15 protein-coding genes and 1 pseudogene are annotated in these 21,742 nt (G+C 37.6%); 9 read left to right on the forward strand and 7 right to left on the reverse strand.

Annotated features, from left to right (window positions below):
• Positions 1-54 precede the first annotated feature (54 nt).
• On the reverse strand, positions 55-1,155 hold the full coding sequence (locus tag CZ225_RS09010; protein WP_077153845.1) for a TlpA disulfide reductase family protein: 1,101 nt from the start codon (positions 1,153-1,155) through the stop codon (positions 55-57).
• A 138-nt stretch (positions 1,156-1,293) separates the two neighbouring features.
• Here CZ225_RS09010 and potA point away from each other — a divergent pair, with 138 nt between their 5' ends.
• From potA to CZ225_RS09030, 4 genes and pseudogenes are all read left to right on the forward strand, one after another.
• Positions 1,294-2,685: a polyamine ABC transporter ATP-binding protein gene (gene potA / locus CZ225_RS09015; RefSeq protein WP_129585774.1), complete on the forward strand. Its 1,392-nt coding sequence runs from the start codon at positions 1,294-1,296 to the stop codon at positions 2,683-2,685.
• A gap of 11 nt (positions 2,686-2,696) precedes the next feature.
• The gene (locus CZ225_RS09020) at positions 2,697-3,494 is read left to right on the forward strand and encodes an ABC transporter permease (RefSeq protein ID WP_077153846.1); all 798 of its coding nucleotides are present in this window, start codon (positions 2,697-2,699) and stop codon (positions 3,492-3,494) included.
• Positions 3,488-4,284: pseudogene (locus CZ225_RS09025) on the forward strand (ABC transporter permease). Before CZ225_RS09020 ends, CZ225_RS09025 begins: the two are co-directional and overlap by 7 nt.
• Before the next feature lie 31 nt (positions 4,285-4,315).
• Entirely contained in the window at positions 4,316-5,650 is a 1,335-nt protein-coding gene (locus CZ225_RS09030) for an ABC transporter substrate-binding protein (RefSeq protein WP_077153847.1), read from the forward strand.
• Between the two features lie 263 nt (positions 5,651-5,913).
• Here the strand turns inward: CZ225_RS09030 and CZ225_RS09035 are convergent, their stop codons facing one another.
• From CZ225_RS09035 to CZ225_RS09055, 5 genes are all read right to left on the reverse strand, one after another.
• Positions 5,914-6,609: a DNA alkylation repair protein gene (locus CZ225_RS09035; protein ID WP_077153848.1), complete on the reverse strand. Its 696-nt coding sequence runs from the start codon at positions 6,607-6,609 to the stop codon at positions 5,914-5,916.
• A gap of 95 nt (positions 6,610-6,704) precedes the next feature.
• Complete coding sequence (gene fucP / locus CZ225_RS09040) at positions 6,705-8,015, reverse strand: L-fucose:H+ symporter permease (RefSeq protein ID WP_077153849.1); 1,311 nt, start codon at positions 8,013-8,015, stop codon at positions 6,705-6,707.
• Positions 8,016-8,023: 8 nt separating this feature from the next.
• Positions 8,024-8,416, reverse strand: a complete 393-nt coding sequence (locus tag CZ225_RS09045) for an L-rhamnose mutarotase (RefSeq protein WP_077153850.1) — start codon at positions 8,414-8,416, stop codon at positions 8,024-8,026.
• Between the two features lie 161 nt (positions 8,417-8,577).
• Positions 8,578-9,126: a 30S ribosomal protein S16 gene (locus CZ225_RS09050; RefSeq protein WP_077153851.1), complete on the reverse strand. Its 549-nt coding sequence runs from the start codon at positions 9,124-9,126 to the stop codon at positions 8,578-8,580.
• Positions 9,127-9,271: 145 nt separating this feature from the next.
• A complete protein-coding gene (locus tag CZ225_RS09055) occupies positions 9,272-10,573 on the reverse strand; it encodes a Na+/H+ antiporter NhaC family protein (RefSeq protein ID WP_077155767.1) in 1,302 nt (433 codons plus the stop codon).
• Between the two features lie 196 nt (positions 10,574-10,769).
• On the opposite strand from CZ225_RS09055, the gene CZ225_RS09060 reads away from it, so the two are divergent.
• From CZ225_RS09060 to CZ225_RS09080, 5 genes are read left to right on the forward strand one after another with little or no spacing between them, the layout of a single operon-like run.
• Positions 10,770-11,837 carry an efflux RND transporter periplasmic adaptor subunit gene (locus CZ225_RS09060; RefSeq protein WP_077153852.1) on the forward strand — a complete coding sequence of 356 codons (1,068 nt, stop codon included), beginning with the start codon at positions 10,770-10,772 and terminating at the stop codon, positions 11,835-11,837.
• 10 nt (positions 11,838-11,847) lie between these two features.
• Entirely contained in the window at positions 11,848-14,880 is a 3,033-nt protein-coding gene (locus CZ225_RS09065; RefSeq protein ID WP_077153853.1) for an efflux RND transporter permease subunit, read from the forward strand.
• Positions 14,881-14,882: 2 nt separating this feature from the next.
• Entirely contained in the window at positions 14,883-16,187 is a 1,305-nt protein-coding gene (locus tag CZ225_RS09070; protein ID WP_077153854.1) for a TolC family protein, read from the forward strand.
• Between the two features lie 35 nt (positions 16,188-16,222).
• Positions 16,223-17,251, forward strand: coding sequence for a sensor histidine kinase (locus tag CZ225_RS09075; protein WP_077155768.1), 1,029 nt, complete (start codon positions 16,223-16,225; stop codon positions 17,249-17,251).
• Entirely contained in the window at positions 17,248-18,048 is an 801-nt protein-coding gene (locus CZ225_RS09080; RefSeq protein WP_077153855.1) for a LytR/AlgR family response regulator transcription factor, read from the forward strand. The genes CZ225_RS09075 and CZ225_RS09080 overlap by 4 nt, the downstream gene beginning before the upstream one ends.
• A gap of 10 nt (positions 18,049-18,058) precedes the next feature.
• Here CZ225_RS09080 and CZ225_RS09085 read toward each other — a convergent pair whose 3' ends face one another.
• Positions 18,059-21,202 (reverse strand): ATP-binding protein, encoded by a 3,144-nt coding sequence (locus CZ225_RS09085; protein WP_077153856.1) that lies wholly within the window; start codon positions 21,200-21,202, stop codon positions 18,059-18,061.
• Positions 21,203-21,742 lie beyond the last annotated feature (540 nt).

Here is a 21,742-nt window from a genome sequence, read left to right on the forward strand (position 1 = left end):
TTGTAAGTTTTTAAGCGAATAATAACAACTTGTTATCTCTTTATAAATTCTGAGTTATTTCACAAACTCAGCAATTTTAGTTTGAAGTTCTTCACCATGAAGACCACGAGCAACAATTGTTCCGTCCGCATCGATCAAAATAGTATGAGGAATACTGTTTACAGCATACAACTGTCCACCTTCGCTTTGCCAGAATTTCAGATCGGACATTTGTGGCCAAGTCATATTCAGATTTTTAATAGCTTCTTTCCATGCAGCTTCATCCTGATCTAATGATACACCAACGATTTCGAAGTTTTTATTTTTGTATTTAGCATAAGTCTCTACCAGATTAGGCATTTCACGACGGCAAGGACCACACCAGCTTGCCCAGAAATCAACCAGTACCACTTTACCTTTACCTACATAGTCGGAGAGTTTTACTGTTTTTCCTTCTGGATTTTGCATTTCAAAATCAATAAATTTAGTACCTACAGCAGTCTTTTTTTGCTTATCTATGAGCTCTCTGATTTGAACAATTGCAGCGTCATTTTGGTAATTAACCGGAATTTGTTGTAATAGTGCATCATTTTCTGCAGTTGTATTTTCCATAAAAGTCTGTTTAAACATGAAGATACCAACAGGGTTCGTGATGTTTTTCTCTATTCCTTCTTTGATAACTTTGTTAAATTCTTCTTCAATTTGTGCTCCTTCTTCTTGTTTAGCTGCTTTTTGTTCGTTGCTGAGAGTAGTGTCCCCCATAGCTTCATATATAGCCTTCATTTTTGCATTAAGTTCATCAATCTTATTTTTGATTTCCTGATATGCATCATTATTCGAAGTACCGGTGGCAGTACTTCTTTCACTTCCTAATGTAATGTTGATTTTTCCATTTTCAAGGAAGAAATCGACCATTAAAGGTTCAGCACCATTTTTATATGTTACATAACGATTGATTGCAGAATCCTGTACACCTTCGAATGTGAATTTTCCATTAGAGATAATAGCTGTGTCAAGTTTGGCCAGACTTCTACCGGTTCTTTCCTGAAGATAAACAGTATCCCCATCAGCAGCTCCCTCTGCTGTACCGGTAATGATATATCCGGCTTTTTGACCAGTACAAGCTACCATGCTTAATGCAGCTGTAGCAATAACTAAATAAGTAAACTTTTTCATGCTTTTGTAAGATTAGTGAATAAATATTTATGCAAAGATAAATTTTTTTTCTTTTCAACACTGAAAAACACTGTTATATTAGATTAACCTTAGGAAGAAATCGTAGAAATACGTACCTTTGCAATCCAAACTTTTAGTATGAATATGCAAGAAGAGAAATCCATCATTGAAGTTAGTCATGTATCGAAGTTTTTTGGCGAGAAAACAGCGTTGGATGATGTGACTTTGAACGTGAAAAAGGGAGAGTTTGTTACCATACTTGGTCCTTCCGGTTGTGGAAAGACTACGTTATTGCGTCTCATTGCCGGTTTTCAGACAGCTTCGGAGGGTGTAATCCGAATCTCTGGTAAGGAAATAACTCAAACTCCACCTCATAAACGTCCTGTGAATACCGTATTTCAGAAATATGCTTTATTCCCGCATTTGAATGTGTACGATAATATTGCATTTGGCTTGAAGCTAAAGAAGATACAGAAACAGATTATTGAAAAGAAGGTGAAGGCTGCTTTGAGAATGGTGGGTATGACAGACTATGAGTATCGTGATGTCGATTCTCTTTCCGGAGGGCAACAACAGCGCGTAGCTATTGCACGTGCTATTGTTAATGAACCGGAAGTATTATTGTTAGATGAGCCATTAGCAGCACTTGATCTGAAAATGCGTAAGGATATGCAGATGGAGTTGAAGGAAATGCACAAATCTTTGGGGATTACTTTCGTGTATGTAACTCATGATCAAGAAGAGGCACTGACATTGAGCGATACGATTGTTGTAATGAGTGAAGGCAAGATTCAGCAGATAGGTACTCCGATTGATATTTATAATGAACCGATAAATTCTTTTGTTGCAGATTTTATTGGTGAAAGTAATATTCTGAATGGTACAATGGTTCGTGATAAATTGGTTTATTTCTGTGGTACTGAATTTGAATGTGTGGATGAAGGTTTTGGTGAAAACACACCGGTAGATGTTGTGATTCGCCCGGAAGATCTTTATATTTTTCCCGTTTCGGATATGGCTCAGTTAGTAGGAGTGGTGCAGACTTCTATTTTCAAGGGTGTACATTATGAGATGACAGTACTATGTGGTGGTTATGAATTCCTAGTACAGGATTATCATCACTTCGAAGTCGGAGCAGAAGTAGGACTATTAGTTAAGCCGTTTGATATCCACATTATGAAGAAAGAACGTGTATGTAATACGTTTGAAGGAAAATTGCTGGATACTACTCATGTGGAGTTTTTAGGTTGTTCATTTGAATGTACTCCGATTGAGGATATAAAACCCAATGAGGAAATCAAAGTTGAAGTTGATTTTGATAAAGTAATTTTGCAGGATAACGAAGAAGACGGCACATTAACCGGTGAAGTGAAATTTATTCTTTATAAGGGAGATCATTATCATCTGACTGTATTGTCCGATTGGGACGAGAATGTATTTGTAGATACGAACGATGTATGGGATGATGGTGATCGTGTAGGTATTACCATCCCTCCGGATGCGATTCGTATAATTAAAATAACCGATTAACAGGAAAGGAAGTGAATAAGAGGTTTTTAGTCTTTTTGTCATCACGTAAGAGTTGGACTCTGCCATACATTATTTTTTCGGTGATTTTCGTAATCATACCGTTAATTCTGATTGTTGTGTATGCTTTTACCGACGATAATGGTCATTTGACCCTAGCTAATTTTCAGAAGTTCTTTGAACATCCCGAAGCAATCAATACTTTTGTATATTCGATAGGCATTGCCATTATTACTACTCTTGTTTGTATCCTGCTGGGATACCCTGCGGCTTGGATACTTAGTAACAGTAAACTGAATCGTTCAAAAGCATTAGTCGTACTTTTTATTCTGCCTATGTGGGTGAATATTTTGGTCCGTACGTTGGCAACTGTTGCTTTATTCGATTTCTTCAGTATTCCTTTAGGTGAAGGTGCATTAATATTTGGTATGGTGTACAACTTCATTCCTTTTATGATTTATCCGATTTATAACACTCTTCAGAAGATGGATCATAGTTACATTGAAGCTGCACAGGATTTGGGGGCCAATCCTCTACAAGTCTTTTTTAAAGCAGTACTTCCTCTTTCTATGCCGGGCGTGATGAGCGGTATTATGATGGTATTTATGCCGACTATTTCTACTTTTGCCATTGCCGAACTATTGACGATGAACAATATCAAACTTTTTGGTACAACCATTCAGGAGAATATCAATAATAGTATGTGGAATTATGGAGCTGCTCTTTCATTGATTATGTTGTTGTTGATTGCTGCTACTTCATTGTTTAGCACTGATGATAAGGATAATAACGAAGGAGGTGGATTATGGTAAAGAAGATTTTTGCTCAGACCTACTTATGGATATTGCTTTTATTGCTTTATTCACCGATTGTGATTATTGTTATTTATTCATTTACTGAAGCAAAAGTATTGGGGAACTGGACCGGTTTCTCTACAAAACTTTACTCCTCTTTATTTACTACCGGTACTCACCATTCTTTGATGAATGCACTGGTAAACACCATAACAATAGCTTTATTGGCAGCTACAGCTTCTACTTTACTGGGTAGTATAGCTGCTATTGGTATATTCAATCTTAAAGCCCGTTCACGGAAAGTAATTGGCTTTGTGAATAGCATTCCCATTTTAAATGGAGATATTATTACCGGTATCTCTCTTTTCTTTTGTTTGTTTCCGTAGGTATAACTCAAGGATATACAACAGTCGTGTTAGCGCATATTACTTTCTGTACGCCATACGTTGTATTAAGCGTTTTACCACGTTTGAAGCAGATGAATCCGAATATTTATGAAGCTGCTCTCGATTTAGGGGCTACACCTATGCAAGCATTGTGGAAAGTAATTATTCCGGAGATTCGTCCGGGGATGATCAGTGGCTTCATGCTTGCTCTAACTTTGTCTATTGATGATTTTGCTGTAACAGTGTTTACTATTGGTAATCAAGGTTTGGAAACACTCTCGACTTATATTTATGCAGATGCTCGTAAAGGAGGTTTGACTCCTGAACTTCGTCCGTTGTCTGCTATTATCTTTGTTGTGGTATTGGCTTTGTTAATTGTACTTAATTACCGGGCCGATAAAGCAAAGAAGAAATATGAATAGATTATTTAATGTGCTCTAGGTGAAGAATAAAATGAAAAGAATAATACCTGTTATTTTATTATTACTGTCTTTGGCAGGTTGCTATAATTCAGGGGAACCGCGTGAAAGGGTCCTTAAAATCTATAATTGGGCAGATTATATAGGTGATAGTGTGCTTGAAGATTTCCAGGCTTATTATAAAGAGCAGACCGGCGAAAATATCCGTATCGTTTATCAGACGTTTGATATCAATGAAATCATGCTGACAAAAATAGAAAAAGGGCATGAGGATTTTGATGTTGTTTGTCCTTCAGAATATATCATCGAACGAATGTTGAAGAAACATTTGTTGTTGCCTATTGATACTAATTTTGCTCATTCGCCGAATTATATGAAGAATGTATCCCCTTTTATTCGTGAACAAATTGATAAATTGAGCCAGCCGGGTGAAGTGGCTAGTCGTTATGCAGTTTGCTATATGTGGGGAACAGCCGGTATACTTTATAATCGTGCTTATGTTCCCGATTCGGATGCGCTATCATGGGATTGCCTGTGGAATAAGAAATATGCTGGTAAAATATTGATGAAAGATAGCTATCGTGATGCTTATGGTACAGCTATCATTTATGCTCATGCTAAAGATTTGGAAGAAGGGAAGGTTACTGTAGAAAGATTGATGAATGATTATTCTCCGAGTGCCATGGAATTGGCAGAGAAGTATCTGAAGGCTTTGAAACCGAATATTGCCGGTTGGGAAGCTGATTTCGGGAAGGAAATGATGACAAAAAATAAGGCTTATCTGAATATGACATGGAGCGGTGATGCTATTTGGGCAATTGAAGAGGCAAATGCTGTGGGAGTAGACCTTGATTATGTAGTGCCTAAAGAAGGAAGTAATATATGGTATGATGGCTGGGTTATTCCTAAGTATGCGAAGAACCCGAAGGCTGCCAGCTACTTTATAAATTTTATGTGCCGTCCTGATATCGCTTTGCGCAATATGGATTTTTGTGGATATGTCAGTTCGATTGCTACTCCTGAAATAATGGAGGAGAAGATAGATAGTACACTTAATTATTTTGCGGATTTAAGTTATTTCTTTGGTCCTGGAGCTGATAGTATTCAGATTGATAAAATACAATATCCGGATCATAAAGTAGTAGAACGCTGTGCAATGATTCGAGATTTCGGAGATCAAACAAAAGAAGTGCTGGATATTTGGTCTCGTATTAAAGGAGATAATTTAGGAGTTGGAATTACTATTTTGATTTTCGTTGTAGTGGGACTGATGAGTGGCTGGATGATTTATAAAAGATGGCAACGCTATAATCGTCAGAAACTACAAAGACGTAGAAGTCGGAGGAAGAATAAGCGAATGAAACAATAATAGTTTCAACTTCCACAAATGAGTTTTAGCCATATATTGACCTGAGATCTAGGATATTAATAGTTCAGAAATGAATCGTTAATGTTTGATAATTCGCAAAATAAGAGTCTTTTGATCTCTCTGGAAACAGTTTTTTATAGTTGAAGATATCTAAAAAACATCCCAATGTTTGAATTCAGTCTTCCCAATGACTGATTTCAAACATTGGGGTGATTTAAAAAAACATTAGGATGTTTTTTCTGTACTTTTGTATAGTTCATTTTTTATAGTTTTCGCTTCATGCTCTTGATAAGTAGTTTGGTCTCTTTATCTATACGAAATGATTCTATTGTTTTTTGTAACGCTTTGTTATAGGTCCAAGTATCTAATTTACTTTGTTTCAGATATTCCATTGTTTTATCCGGGAATTTCACAAAACAAGTAGATATTACCCATGCCATAGCCATACGTGCATAGTATGCTTCATGTTCAAATTGATCTGCATATTTTAATAATCTATCAATATATTCTTCATCAATATAATGTAAAAGCATAACAATTCCGAAACGTTTTTCAAATTCCTTGTCAGAATATAGATAAGGTTGAATAAATAGCCAGACTTCCCCTTTTCCTTTTTTTACGAAAGTCTTTAGCTCGCCACAAAAAATGTCACAAACTGCCCAATTGTCTATACGGGGAATAAACATCTTTACATAATTCATTTGTTCCTCAAAATTTATTTTAGCCAATCCGATAATCATTCCTTGCAGCATAGTCTCTTCATAATAATTTGACTCTGTTGCGTTTATAAAATGATGCCAATCGTTTTCTTTGGCTATTTTTTTTGCCATAATGCGTAATTGAGGAATACGTACTCCTAACACATTATCAATGCCTGGAAGTAGGGAGGAATGGAACTCTTTATATTTAGTGTCAGCTAAAGTTTTCAGTTCCTTGCGGATATCTTCTGATGTTACCATGGTGATTCTTATAATCAATAATTGGCAAAAATATAAAAAAATAGATATATCTCAATAAGGTGGCATCATCCTATTGCAACTTTTGAATAGTAGATCTACCATTCTTTTTTAATAGTCCGATATCCATAACTGACGATTACCAGAAAACAAATAAAAGGAAGGATAAAAGATACATTGACAGCAGGGAAGATACCTATTTCTTTCAAATCAATAATACTTGCTTGCATTGGAGGAAGGACAGAGCCGCCCCAAATAGCCATAATTAATCCCGCAGCTCCGAACTTGGCATCATTTCCCAAACCTTTCAGAGCAATACCATAAATCGTAGGAAACATAAGTGACATACAAGCGGAGATGGCAACTAAACAATACAATCCATAGATATTCTGGAAGAAGATTGTCCCTAATGTAAATAAAGCTCCAAAAACAGCCAGAATCATCAAAAGTTTTCCGGCCTTCAGATAACGAAGGATGAAAGTACAAATGAAACGACTGATGCAGAAAATAACCATTGCTACAATGTTATATTGTTGAGATAAAATCTCTGCACTTTTCTCATCCATGCCTTGTGACATAAATAATCGTGTACCATATTGAATAATAAATGTCCAGCACATAATTTGTACCCCTACATAAAAGAATTGTGCTATCACTCCTTCTCGATAACGGGTTTGAGAGAAAATACGTTTCAATGTAGGGAAAAAGTCGATATGGTGATTTTCTTCTCCTTTTTTAGGCATTTTCACTATACGTATCAGTATTAACATGATTAGAATTAATACTCCGATAGCAAGATAAGGAGCGATCAGTACCCCGAGATCACTATCTTTAATAGTCTGGAATTCATTTTCGCAGAGTTGTGAACGGTCAATACTGGACATTGGATTCAGCTTAGCCTGAATAAAATTCATAGCTACATACATTCCGAGCAGTGATCCCATAGGGTTAAAAGATTGGGCGAGGTTTAACCGTCGTGTGGCAGTTTCTTCCGTTCCCATAGAGAGAATATATGGATTGCAGCTCGTTTCCAAAAAAGAGAGTCCGCAGGTTAGTATAAAATAAGCAATTAGAAACGGATAATATTCTCCAGTTAGTTTGGCGGGGAAGAATAGGAAAGCTCCGAAAGCATATAGACTCAGTCCCAACAAAATACCGGCTTTATAGGAATATTTCCGGATAAAGATAGCGGCAGGAAAAGCCATAGCAAAGTAACCGCCATAGAAAGCTACTTGAACTAATGCTCCGTCAGTGGCACTCATCCGAAATATCTTAGAAAATGCTTTTACCATCGGATTGGTGATGTCGTTTGCAAATCCCCACAGAGCAAAACAGGAAGTAATTAGAATGAAAGGGATAAGATAATTAATTCCATTTTTTGACAGGATAGACTGTTTATTGTGTTTCATAGTCGTTTTTAAATATTATATAGATGGAACATTCTTTCCATAGGTTTCCATTTTTCTGCCGAACTCATGCCAGGAGTTGTTTGTTGAAAGATTGACATATATTCTTCCCATTCCTGTTGTCGGGGAAGAGTGTTTAGCCGTTCCATTGCTGAATTCCAGTCAAAGTCAAGAGGAGTTTCGATAATCATAAACAGCCGAGTGCCGAGAATATAAATTTCCATTTCCAGAATGCCAACTTCCCGAATGCCTTCTAGAATTTCGGTCCATGCTTCTTCTTGGCTATGTCTTTTTCTGTACTCTGTAATTAGTTCAGGAGAATCACGCAAATTAAGAGTTTGGCAATATCGTTTGACTGGAATATTGTAAGATTTTACTTTATAACCGGTTTTAGGTGTTTCCATATAGTATTTATATTGAATTATATTTATGTAAAGGAAAGCAATTTATTCTGAAATAGAAAAGTCTATCCCTATGTTCTGTAGCATAAAACAAAAATCCTCTCCAGTGAACCAGAGAGGATTTATAGCTTTTTCCAAATTTCTTGTTAGGAATCTACCGAAAATTATTCAGCAGCAGCTTCTGTTGCGGGAGCTTCTTCAGCTGGAGCAGCTTCTTCTGCAGGTGCTTCAGCAGCAACTTTTGCAGCTTCTTCAGCAGCTTTCTTTTCAGCAAGTGCTTTAGCTTTTGCTTCGTTGATTTTCTTTTCTGCGTCTAAACGTGCTTTAGCTTCAGCTTTCTTAGTTTCGTCTTCTTTAGCTTTCAAAGCAGCCAAACCTGACTGTTTGTTATTCTTCCAAGCTTCGAATTTAGCGTCTGCTTCTGCTTCACCGAATGCACCTTTAGCTACACCGCCCAAAAGGTGTTTCTTCATGTAAACACCTTCGCGAGAAAGGATATTACGTACAGTGTCACTTGGTTGAGCACCTTTCAGTACCCATGCCAATGCAGCGTCGAAATTCAAATCTACTGTAGCAGGATTGGTGTTTGGGTTGTAAGTACCAATCTTCTCAATAAATTTACCATCACGTGGTGCTCTGCTGTCTGCAATTACAATTGAATAGAACGCGTAACTTTTACGTCCGTGTCTCTGCAATCTGATTCTAGTTGCCATTTTACTAATTGTTTTTAATGATTGATTTGAATTATGCCATTAACTCGTAATAGCGGGTGCAAAGATACGGCTTTTCTTTTGATTGACAAATATTTCTATTCTTTTTCTTTGATTTATAATCATCTATCCAAGATTAATATCAGTTTTACGAGTATCTCCTTGGATAACGAAACAGGATAGCCAGCAATGCGCATATTCCCATTGTGAATGGATAATAAAGGTTGCCGATGATACTGATAGGAGAAATATTTGCTAGCCCCGCGGCAATCAGCATTTGTGCTCCATAGGGGATAATTCCTTGTATCAGGCAGGAGAAAGTATCGAGAATACTGGCTGTTTTTCTACGGTCAAGGTGAAATTTTTGGGCAATATCTTTGGCAATCGGTCCCGTTGTGATGATAGCAATAGTGTTGTTAGCAGTACATAAGTTAGCTATACTTACCAGAGCGGCAATACTAAGCTCTGCGCCTCTTTTCCCATTAACGTGTCGGGTCAGTTTCTTAATAATGAAATCAATACCGCCATTGTAACGGATTGTTTCAAGCATACCTCCCGCTAATAGAGTGATGATGATTAATTCTCCCATTCCCGTAATACCAGTTCCCATTGCTCCGAACCAGTCGAAGACACCGAAACTACCGGTAGATATACCAATAATTCCACTTGTCAGGATGCCTATAATTAATACAAGCATGACATTCATTCCTGCGATCGCTGTTCCTAATACTATTATATAAGGTATAACTTTAATCCATTCGATGTTTTGTACCTGAGCGGGAGCAGTTATGGACAGTCCTTGAAAGATGTAAATGCCCAATACTATGATTGCAGCTGGAACCACAATCATGGAGTTTACCCTGAACTTATCACGCATCACACATTCCTGAGTTTTTGTTGAAGCAATGGTGGTATCGGAAATAAAAGATAAATTATCTCCAAAGAATGAACCACCGACTACTATGGCTACCATGAAAGGAAGAGCTATTTCTGTTTTTTCTGCTAGTCCTACAGCAACAGGGGTGAGAGCAACTATGGTTCCAACACTTGTTCCGATAGACAGGGAAATGAAACAGGCGGCAATGAATATTCCTGCCAATAATAAGTTATCCGGAAGAATATGCAATGTCAGATTAACGGTGGCGTCAATGGCTCCCATTTGTTTGGCACTTTGTGCAAAAGCACCGGCAAGGATGAATATCCAGATCATAAGCAGGATGTTCTTATTGGCGGCACCTACAGAAAATTGATAAATCCGTTGATCCAGTTTAAGCCCTCGAGTAATAGCGATAGCATAACAGGAAGAAACAAGGAAAGCTACGGTGATAGGTACTTTATAAAAGTCATTAACCAAAATGGAAGTTACCAGATAAAGGCAGAGAAATACGAGCAACGGGCTAAGTGCCCACCAACTGCCGGAACGGTTCTTATGAATTTTTTCTTCAGTCATAATTAGATATTGTGGCTTTTGTTTACGATTTGCAAAGATAGTAAGGAAACACATAAGTAAGACAAAAGGTCTGAAATTTCATCTTTTCTTTTTCTGTTTGAGCTTCTTCTTTTTCCGTCTCGGAAATTAAATTCCGGATGGTTTTGTCTTTTTCATCTATTTTCGTGCTGTTGATAACTTAATAACTTATAGCAGAATGACAATGATTAAATTTTCAATGTGCATTTTCTGTCTTTGCCTACTTACGGCGTGCGGGCAAGAGGAGAAGAAGTCAGAAGAACCGGTAAGGATTAAAGTGGTGAAGGCAGAAACTTTGTTGCCTTCTTCCAATCGTGAATTCTCATTTATTTCAAAACCCTTTAAAGAGACAGAACTTTCTTTTCGGGTAGGTGGTCCGATTGATCGTTTTGAGGTATATGCTGGTAATTTTTATCATCGGGGAGACATCATTGCTGAAATAGATTCGCGTGATTTTCATATTCGTAAAGAGAAAGCGGAAGCTGTATATAAACAAGCAAAAGCAGAGTTTGAACGAATAAAAGTACTGTTTGAAAAAGATAATATCTCTGCCAGTGCTTACGAAAAAGCACATGCTGATTATACTTCGGCAAAAACAGCTTTTGAAACTGCTGCTAACGATTTGGAGGATACTCATTTAGTAGCCCCTTTTGATGGATATGTGGGAGAGGTGTACATTGAAAAGTATCAAGATGTAAAAGCTACTCAGCCTGTCATTTCATTCATTGATATTACTCAACTAAAGATAGAAGCTTATGTTACACAAGATATCGCATTTCAGTCTGGGCAGATTAAAGATGTAGGAGTTCGTTTTGATGTCCGACCGAATACAGTATATTCAGCCAAAGTAGTGGATGTTTCAAAAAGCACCACTCGTAATAACCTTTCTTTTTTGATGACGGCTTTATTACCTAATAAGAAAGGAGAATGGCCGGCTGGTATTTCAGGAAAAGTATTGCTCGATCTACCTGCTTCGTCGGCTGGGATAGTAACAGTTCCGCAAACTGCTCTTAGCCATCGTTCCACTGAGGGTGATTATGTTTGGACAGTGGATGATACTACCGGAAAAGTATCAAAGAGAAAAGTTATTTTAGGAGAATTACTTCCTGATGGGAAAGTAGAGGTTAAAGGAGGATTACAAGCAGGTGAAACAGTAGCTATTAGCAAATTACGTTTTCTATCCGAAGGAATGCCCGTAGAAGTAGTATCTCAGAAACAAGTAATGCCAGCCACAGCTCAAAAGTAAGACAGAATATATGAAGTTTGTAAAATATTTCCTGCAGAAACGGTCAGTGACCATTCTGCTGTTGATACTGATATTAGGAGGTGGGTTGTTGGCGTATGTCAAAATGGGAAAGTTGGAAGACGCACCATTTACTATCAAACAGGCATTGGTAATGACTCCTTATCCGGGTGCTTCCCCTTCCGAAGTTCAATCTCAAGTAACAGATGTACTGGAAGAATCCATCCAGTCGTTGGGTGAATTATATTATTTAAAGACAGAAAATCGTGCAGGACTTTCTAAAATCACAGTTTATGTGAAAAAAGAAATTCGTGCAGATGAGATGCAACAATTGTGGGATAAACTTCGGCGTAAGGTCAATGATGTGCAGTCTAAACTACCTGCCGGAGCTGGTCCATCCGTAGTAAACGATGATTTTGGAGATGTACTAGGAGTTTTTTATGGATTGACCGGAGAAAACTACTCTTACCGGGAGTTAGAAGACCAAGCCAAACTTATTAAAAATGAGCTGCTTAAAGTGAAGGATGTAGCGAAAGTCGAAATATACGGAGTACAGTCTCCGACGATTGATGTTATTCTTAGCCCTTCCGTTATGGCAAGAAGCGGTATTACTACCGCAGATATATCTCGTGCATTTGATGCTCAGAACAGAGTGGTAGATGCCGGAGGAATGGATGCAGGTACGAACAGAATACGAATTGAATCTACCGGAAATTTTTATTCATTGGATGATATCCGGAATATGACGATTGTGTCGCGTACAGGTGAACATTTCCGTTTGGCAGATATTGCTGAGGTGAAAGAGAGTTATCAGACACCACCTAGTAATAAAATGCGAATTGATGGAAAACCGGCAATAGGTATAGCCATATCCACTGTTCCTACCGGTAATGTGGTAGACATGGCTGAAGCTGTAAAAGTCAGGATTGATCAGTTTGCAGAGATAATGCCCGAAGGCTATGAGCTACAAACAATTTATGATCAAGGCTATGAATCAGCGGTTGCAAATCAAGGATTTATCTGGAACTTGATTATCTCGGTAGTGACAGTAATTGCAATTCTATTGTTTTTTATAGGGTTCAAAAATGGTATACTGATTGGCAGCGGTTTGGTATTCTCTATTTTTGCTACTTTGATCGTCATGCTCTCTCAGGGAATTGCTTTGCAACGTATGTCACTTGCGGCGATTATCATTGCAATGGGAATGCTTGTCGATAATGCTATTGTAGTATCTGATTCGGCATTGGTCAATATGCAAAGAGGAATGCGTAAACGAGTGGCTATTTTGAGAGCCTGTTCTTCGACTGCCTTGCCACTGTTGGCTGCCACTGTTATTGCGATTCTAACTTTTTTGCCTATATATTATTCGCCACATATTACTGGTGAATTACTGTCATCCTTAGTTGTAGTGATCGGCGTTTCGCTGATGTTCAGTTGGGTCTTTGCGCTGACACAGACTCCTTTCTTCATTCAGGAGTTTGTCCGTCGCCCTAGGCCCAACGAACTTAAAGCGGCACTTTTTGCAGGTAAATATTATGATAAGTTCAGGGCTGTTTTACGGTGGGTAATTCGTCGCCGTTATGCAACAGTCGGTTGTATGGCCGTCCTGCTTATGCTGTCAGCTTGGAGTTTTAAATTTATTCCGAAGGTTTTCGTTCCTGCATTAGATAAGCAATATTTTACGTTAGATATGTGGTTACCCGAAGGGACAAAAATTGAAGAAACAGACAAAATGGCTATGGAAATGGCTACCTATATTCAAGATCAGGAAGAGACTGAGATGGTATCCACCTACATTGGTCGTACACCCCCACGTTATTATTTGTCTAATGTGTCTTTTGGACCTCAGTCCAATTATGCGCAAATATTGGTGAAGTGCAAGACCTCGAAACTTTCCCGTCAGCTGCATGCCCGTTTGCAAGATTCGATTTCAGTGAGATATCCGGAACCGTTGATTAAAGTAAATAAGTTCGAATTAAGTCCGCTGACAGAGGCAGTCATTGAAGCTCGTTTTTTAGGACCGGATCCCGCGGTACTCGATTCATTAGTAGGGCAGGCTATTGAAATCATGCGTCGAAATCCCAAAGTTGCGGATGCACGTAATGAATGGGGAAATATGTCGATGATGATCCGTCCGGTATATGATCCGGTCAAAGCCGGTGCATTGGGAATTACAAAAGCCTCTATGATGGAGTCTGTAAAGTCGATAAATGACGGCCTACCTGTCGGAGTCTATCGGGATGACGAAAAGAAAGTGCCTGTTTTGCTGAAATCCGGCAATGTAGATATTGTGGATGTTAATTCTTTGGGCGATTTTTCAATTTGGAACGGTGAGAAATCAGCTCCACTTTCGCAAGTGACAGAACAAATTGAAACGACATGGGAATTTCCACAGATAAGAACTTATAATCGGCAATTGTCTATGGCCGCTATGTGTGGTGTGAAGTCCGGACATACAATGGCAGAAGTACATGGAGAAATAAGGAAAGAGATTGAAAAGATTCAATTGCCTGAAGGTTATTCCTTCTTCTGGGATGCCCAGTATAAAGATCAGGGTGAAGCGATGCAGGCTATTGCTAAATATTTCCCATTAGCATTTCTTGCATTAGTAGTGATTCTGGTAGCTTTATTCGGTAATTTTCGTGAACCGATTATAATTATATGCGTCTTGCCTTTGTCGCTGATAGGCATTGCAGTGGGGCTGTTATTGACAGGTTTCGATTTCGGTTTTTTCCCGATAGCCGGTTGGCTGGGATTACTTGGTATGATTATAAAAAATGTCATTGTGTTGATTGATGAGATTAATATACAACATCGAAGTGGAATAGATTTATATACATCGATTATTGAGGCAACAGTTTCTCGAACCCGCCCGGTATTGATGGCGGCTACAACTACTATTTTTGGTATGGTACCATTATTGTTTGACGTAGCATTTGGAGGTATGGCTGCCACCATTATTTTCGGACTGACATTTGCTACAGGACTAACATTATTTGTGACTCCTGCATTGTATTCTATGTTTTATAAAGTAAGAGGAAGGTGAAGATGAAAAAAATAATAATTTGTTTGTTGTGTTGTGGAAGTGTTTGTATGTCCATGCCTATATCAGCCCAGCAGAGTCTCTTGTTAGAGAAATATCGGGCTATGGCATTGGACTACAATCACGACCTGAAAGCTGCAGAGAAGAATATTGCTGCGAGTATAGAAGTTGAGAAGTCTGCGCGTGCGGATTTAAAGCCAAAACTTTCCGGTGTTGCCAATTTTCAATATACGGGAAATCCATTGGAATTGTCGTTGGATATTCCGACTTTAGGATTGTCGAAAACGGTGGAAGGAAAGCAGTTGAAATATGGCGGCTCTCTTTCTTTATTACAGCCAGTTTATACAGGTGGCCGTTTGTTAGAATCCATTCGGATGGCACAGCACCAACAATCTTTAGCAAGTAACCAGTCAAAAGTTTTGAATGATGTAGTTTGCTATCAGACGGATATTCAATATTGGAGTGCCGTTGCTCGTATGGAAATAGTATCAGTAGCAGAAGACTTTCGAAATTCGATGGCAACTTTGGTGAAAACAATCAAAGAACGAGTAGATGTTGGTTTTGTTGATCCACAAGATTTGTTGATGGCAGAAGTGAAATTGAATGAAGCAGAATATCAGTTACTTCAGGCACAAAATAACTTTGAAACAGGCAGGATGGCGTTGAACTCTATAATTGGGATTCAGCTAGATCACTCTACTGAGTTGGACTTGCAAATACCGATGGTAGTAATTAATGATTCGTTATGGCTGGCTACAGGCATGGGGCGTCCGGAAATAGATATGGCTTATGATCATATCCGAATAGCCGAGAGTACAAAGAAACTGAATGATTCGCAATTCAAACCTCAATTTTATGTAGGAATAGATGGAAGTTATTCATCACCCGGATATAATTTTAAAAAAGACCTGGACCCTAATTATGCAGTTTATGCCAAAGTTTCCGTACCCATCTTTGAATGGGGAAAACGGCGAAGTGAGAAACGTGTTTCTTCACTTCGCATTGGCATGGCTGAAGACAATTTGAATAAAGTGTCTGATCAGGTAGAACTTGAAGTGGGTGTGGCACGTAAAGCCTTGTCCCAAGCCATCGAGCGGGTACGATTAAGTGAAAGCTCGCTTGCAAAAGCAGAAGAGAATGAAGCGAAGGCAATGGAACGTTACAATGAAGGCAAAGTATCTGTGGTAGAAGTGATCGATGCTCAGACTTACCGGCAAACATCACAAGTAAATTATGTGCAAGCTAAAGCTGCGGCACAAGGACATTATTCCGAATTAATAAAAGCTCTTCATGGCTATAATTGTCGGTAAAAACACTAACTTTGTCTGAAAAGAATCGTATGAATATAAAACTGAATCATATACTCTATACTGGATTATTCTCATGCTTGGGTGTGTTTTCTTTCTTTCTGCTGACTAATTATGCAGGATTCTCTAATACAGTATCGGATGCACTCTATTCAGTAGGGACTTTGCTGTTTTTTATCATAGCTTTCAATCTGCTGGGATATTCTACTATTCGTTTGAGTACCTGGATTGACAATCAATATTCAGCGAATCTTCATCGTCGCTGGAAGCTGATTTCTGTTTATACGATGGTCATGCTGATGTTTTTTCTACTCAATTACGGCTTGTTGGTAACAGCTAAATTCTTGGTTGGTGCTTCCCGGCCGTTTGTGTTTCCTCATGGCGGATGGCGTATATTAATCATTGTTTGGTTAGCGGAACTTGTTATTTTAGGTCTGCTGTTGGCCAACCGCTCCATGCAGCATACGCTAAAACTACAAAAGCAAGCAGCAGCATTACAGGAAGAGAATAATACAGCCCGTTATACAGCTTTGCAAAATCAGTTGAATCCTCATTTTTTATTCAATAGCTTGAATACACTGATCTCTGAGATTAGATACAATCCTAAGAATGCGGAATTATTCACACAGCACCTTTCTGATGTATATCGTTATATTCTTCAATGTCAGAACCAACGTTTGGCAACATTGAATGATGAATTGGGATTTCTCGATTCCTATATCTTTCTTCATCAGGTTCGTTTGGGAGACTGCATTCGTGTGCACAACTATATTCCGGAAGAATGGAAAGAAATGAAACTGCCTCCTTTAACTCTTCAATTATTGGTGGAGAACGTCATTAAGCATAATGTGATTCATTCAGGAAAACCGATGGTTATTGAACTGATCAGTATTGAAGAACCTCCGGGGCTGATTATCAGTAACCCGATTCGCCCTAAAAAATGCGGAGGAACTTCGGGAATGGGATTGAAAAATCTTTCAGCACGTTACAGACTCTTGAGCAATCAAGACATTGTGATAAAAATCGATTCGGATAAGTTTACTATAAAAATACCTTTATTTCAATGAGTAAGATAATTGCAGCTATTATAGAAGATGAAGTACCGGCAGCGCGTTTGTTGCATGAGATGATACAGGCATTACGACCTGACTGGGAAGTACGGATATTGCCGGGTACTATTGAAGAATCTGTTGAATGGTTCCGTTCCAATCCTCATCCGGATATCATATTTTTAGATATCCAGTTGACTGATGGTAACTCGTTTATGTTTATTGAACAGGTACAACCAAATAGTATGATTGTTTTTACAACTGCATATGACGAATATGCAGTGCGGGCTTTTACTGTTAATAGTATTGATTATCTGCTTAAACCTATTCATCAGGAACGTTTATTGCAAACTATTGAACGCTTTGAAAGCTTAACGGAAAGATATATACGTGATTTTAATCGTGAGAACCGGATACTGGAAGTTTTGGAGAGTTTATCCGATACCCAAGGAGTCATGTCCTCAGAAAGTAAAAGATATCGTACCCGTTTTCTTATTTCTTCCAGCAATAAGCTTTTTACATTGGCAGTAAGCGAGGTTGCCTATTTCTATTCGGAGAACAAGTTCACTTTTGTAGTAACTAAGAATAATAAGGAATATGTTCTTGACTTTGCCCTGGATAAACTTTGTGAGCAATTAGATCCGGATGTTTTCTTTCGGACTAATCGTCAAACATTAGTTTGTATAGATGCAATCCAGCGAATTGAACCTTATTTTTTGGGAAAGGCGGTAGTACATGTGATACCACCTTTTAAAAATAAAATTATTGTGAGCAAAGATAAAATCTCGGCATTCAAAGTTTGGTTGAATTATTAATACTTAAGCATTATAACAGGATGATACGTTTTTGCATAATGTCCGTCAATTGAGCTTTTAGTTGACGTGCATTGATTGGTTTGGGCATGTATCCGTCGAAACCACTTTCCATGACTTTTTGTTCATCAGAAGCGTATGCAAAGGCTGTGACGGCAATAATCGGTACTTTTGCCGAATATTTGCGGATTTCCCGGGTTGCTTCATATCCATCCATTACAGGCATATTAATGTCCATCAAAATCATCTGTGGATTATATTTTTTGAACATTTCTACAGCTTCTTCTCCGTCCCAAGCATGAATTAGTTGATATTCTCCTTTGAGTATTGAAGCAAATAACTTGTAATTGCTTTCATTGTCCTCAGCGATCAGAATAGTAAATTTATTTTTTTCAATAGTGATGGGTTGGATATCTATTTTTTTGGTGCTATCATCGGTCATATTTACAGGTTTGTAAGGGAGTGTAAACCAGAATGTAGAGCCTTTTCCTTCTTCAGATTCAACTCCGATGCTACCTCCCATATTCTTTACTAAAGTTTGGCAGATAGATAATCCTAAACCTGTACCCTGTGCAAAATTATTCAACTTAACAAAGCGGCCAAAAATACTTTTTTGTTTGTCTTTCGCAATGCCACATCCGGTATCAGTTACATAAAAATAAATATCTTTATCACGAAGTTCATAACCGAAATTAATGTTTCCTTCCTGAGTGAATTTGATTGCATTAGTTATCAAATTGATGAGTAATTGTGATAGTCTGTTTCTTTCAGTATGGATAAAACAAAAATCCATACTAGGAGTAAAGTTTAATTGAACTTTATCCGATTTGAGTTTAAAGCGGAGAGAATTAGCCAACTCATTCATAGTCTTGTTCAGATCAATGTTGGAATAATGGAATTCCAGTGTTCCTGCTTCGATTTTTGATAAATCGAGAATATCACTGATGAGTTGTAACAATAATGTGTTGTTATTCTCAATGATACTTACATATTCTTGTTTTTCTTGTTCTTCGTCCGTAGATGCCAATATGCCTGAGAAACCGACAATTGCATTTAAAGGAGTACGTATTTCATGGCTCATATTTGCTAGGAATGCAGACTTTAGACGGTTTGACTCTTCTGCGCGGTCTCTTGCCGTAGTCAGCTCCATTTCCATCTTTTTCCTTTGGGTAATGACTAGGGAAGAACCTACTAAAGTAAGTGGTTTTCCATTTTCGTCACGCGTCTCTACAGCCGCTTGCGCCTCTACCCATTCTATTCTGTGGATGTGGTTGTTTACGGTGACAACGCGATATTCTTCTTTTACTTTGTCCGAACGACCTTCTACTAAGTCTTCGTATGCTTTTTCTACACGTTCCCGGTCTTCTTTGAAGATCTTGGCAAAATACTGAGAATCGGGAACCGCCAATTGTTCCTCGTTTACATTAGTACCTTGAACGCTTAGTTCTATGGGGTTGTTGATGTCACAAAGTATAGTTTTACTCAATAAATCCCATTTCCATGGCACAATGTTTGCTACGTCCAATGCCATGGCAAGTTTATTGTTGGTAGCACTCAATTTTTGTTGCGCTTTATGAAGCTCAGTACTGTTTACACAGAATATATCAATGATGTTATTCTTGTGTGTGCCTTTTAGTACTACATCATAAAAAGTATCTATTTGTTTAAAATAATATGGGAAAGTGATTGCTCTGTTTTCATCCAATGACATTTTGGTGAAATGCAAAAATTCCACCATTGATTCGGGGAAAAACTCACTTGCAGTCTTGCCGATTACTTTTTCTTTAGAGAAAAAGTTTTTCTCAAAATGAGAGTTTACATTTCTGTATATTAAGTCCACAGGTTCACCTTTTTCATTGGTAACCAATTCTTCTTGCATATAAAGTATCGGCATATTATTGATCAGATTTCTATATGTCGTCATGATTTCAATCTCTTTCATTTGAGCTTTTTTGAGATTGTTCAAATGGCGGATACGATATTGAAAGAATAAAATGAGTAGGATGATACATACGATAGCTCCCAGAATAAAATAGTTATATTGTTCCCAAAATGTAGGTGGCTTGTTGAAGAAAATCGTTCCTTTGGGGCAAAAATCAAGAGATAAACCTTTACGGCTTAGTGCTTCGTAATTAATAATTGGAGCACCGTCTGAAGGCAGATAAAAAGGAATATCACGAGCTTGTTTACCATCTAATATTTCTTTTATAATTTGTATAATCTTTGCGTTATAGGCCTCCTGATCATAAGAATATCCGCCTATCATTCCCCCTCTATAATCCTTGAGAGTGATCAGCCCCACTGAAAACAAAGGTGCTGAAGTAGTTGCAATAATATTGTGGGAGTTGGTGAATAACGAAGTGTTACCTGCAAATGTTTGTTTAAAGAACCAGGATGAATAAAGTACTCCCGTCGTTTTAGGATCGATAGCGTAGAGGGAATCCAATAATTGATTGAGTGTAATTTTTTCCGGAGAAAGATATTGGTAAATGATGTCCGGATGCTTCTTTGCAAGCTCTTCTTGAATGATTAGATCATTTGTTTGATTGATTTGTCGATTATCTCCAATAAAGATGAATTTTTCCATGTGTGGAATCATTTGGCAAACCAATTCTATATTTTCCTGTACAAATAGATTTGAATATAAGAATACTAAATTATAGGGCTTTGCCAGTTCGATAAGTGGAATCCGGTCGGATAAAGGGATCGGTTCTTTTTTTAGATATGCTTCTTTGGGACCAAAGTAATCTTCTTCTCCGCAAAGCATAATCGGTACATCTCCCCATTCTTTTTTGAGATCATCTTTAAGGATAAGTGTAGAGTTTCCTAGTAAAAGTATCATGCGGGGAGAATGGTGCTTGTATTTTGTAAATATTGTGTCTTTGAATTCTTGCAAAATAGTATCATTATCCATCATGAGCATATTCATGTGCTCAGTGTAAAGTGCTACTTGAGGAAGATTTTGGGTATATTCCGTTACAGCTGAAATCATTCTCAAACTCCAAGGGGCGGCCTCTGTATACGAATTGATGATTAGAATATAATTATTCACATTTACGGAATCCTTTTGCGCAAAGAGTGGATTAACGTAGAATAAACATAGGTAAAGAGGAAATAAGACTTTAACTATCCGTTTGTAAAAAGCAATTTTTGTCATAAAATTATTCAAGCAATCTTGCAACTTTGTTTATGTATCTTGCAAAAATACTAATAATAAATGAATTAAATGTCTTTTTAATGATGAAAAGCTAATAATACTTGAAATTATTTTATAGACGAGGAATGTTCTGTTTTTAAGATTTTAATCGAATGTAGAAAAGTTGAAGAGAAGAAAATAGGGAAAAAATAGTCTAATGATTGGCAATAATATGCAGTTTGTGAGTGCTTTTGTATTTTGGGGCTTGAAATATACACTTTAGGAGATCATGAAATGACTAGTTCCTTTTAAACCAACCTCTCTTTCCTTTTAAAGGAACTTGAAATGAAGCTTTGAAAAGGGGAGTTTAGGTCTGGTTTATCTTTTTCTTTAGATGTCCTGAAATAATCAGAATCAATTATATTTGAAAAAGAAATATATAATGAATACTTTTATTCGTTTAAATGTAGCAATATGTTTGAATTGAAATGCTAATTTAATCAATCGGATATGTGTAAATGAAGAATCCCAAGACTTTTTCTTACATAACGTAAAATGTCT

Origin of the sequence: Bacteroides bouchesdurhonensis (assembly GCF_900155865.1) — a bacterium.
GTDB classification, from domain to species: domain Bacteria; phylum Bacteroidota; class Bacteroidia; order Bacteroidales; family Bacteroidaceae; genus Bacteroides; species Bacteroides bouchesdurhonensis.

Coding starts and splice junctions, on each gene's coding strand:
- CZ225_RS09080 (WP_077153855.1), top strand. CDS start 17,248: ATGAGTAAGATAATTGCAGCTATTATAGAAGATGAAGTACCGGCAGCG.
- potA (WP_129585774.1), top strand. CDS start 1,294: ATGAATATGCAAGAAGAGAAATCCATCATTGAAGTTAGTCATGTATCG.
- CZ225_RS09035 (WP_077153848.1), bottom strand. CDS start 6,609: ATGGTAACATCAGAAGATATCCGCAAGGAACTGAAAACTTTAGCTGAC.
- CZ225_RS09030 (WP_077153847.1), top strand. CDS start 4,316: ATGAAAAGAATAATACCTGTTATTTTATTATTACTGTCTTTGGCAGGT.
- CZ225_RS09060 (WP_077153852.1), top strand. CDS start 10,770: ATGACAATGATTAAATTTTCAATGTGCATTTTCTGTCTTTGCCTACTT.
- CZ225_RS09085 (WP_077153856.1), bottom strand. CDS start 21,202: ATGACAAAAATTGCTTTTTACAAACGGATAGTTAAAGTCTTATTTCCT.
- fucP (WP_077153849.1), bottom strand. CDS start 8,015: ATGAAACACAATAAACAGTCTATCCTGTCAAAAAATGGAATTAATTAT.
- CZ225_RS09070 (WP_077153854.1), top strand. CDS start 14,883: ATGAAAAAAATAATAATTTGTTTGTTGTGTTGTGGAAGTGTTTGTATG.
- CZ225_RS09050 (WP_077153851.1), bottom strand. CDS start 9,126: ATGGCAACTAGAATCAGATTGCAGAGACACGGACGTAAAAGTTACGCG.
- CZ225_RS09045 (WP_077153850.1), bottom strand. CDS start 8,416: ATGGAAACACCTAAAACCGGTTATAAAGTAAAATCTTACAATATTCCA.
- CZ225_RS09065 (WP_077153853.1), top strand. CDS start 11,848: ATGAAGTTTGTAAAATATTTCCTGCAGAAACGGTCAGTGACCATTCTG.
- CZ225_RS09010 (WP_077153845.1), bottom strand. CDS start 1,155: ATGAAAAAGTTTACTTATTTAGTTATTGCTACAGCTGCATTAAGCATG.
- CZ225_RS09055 (WP_077155767.1), bottom strand. CDS start 10,573: ATGACTGAAGAAAAAATTCATAAGAACCGTTCCGGCAGTTGGTGGGCA.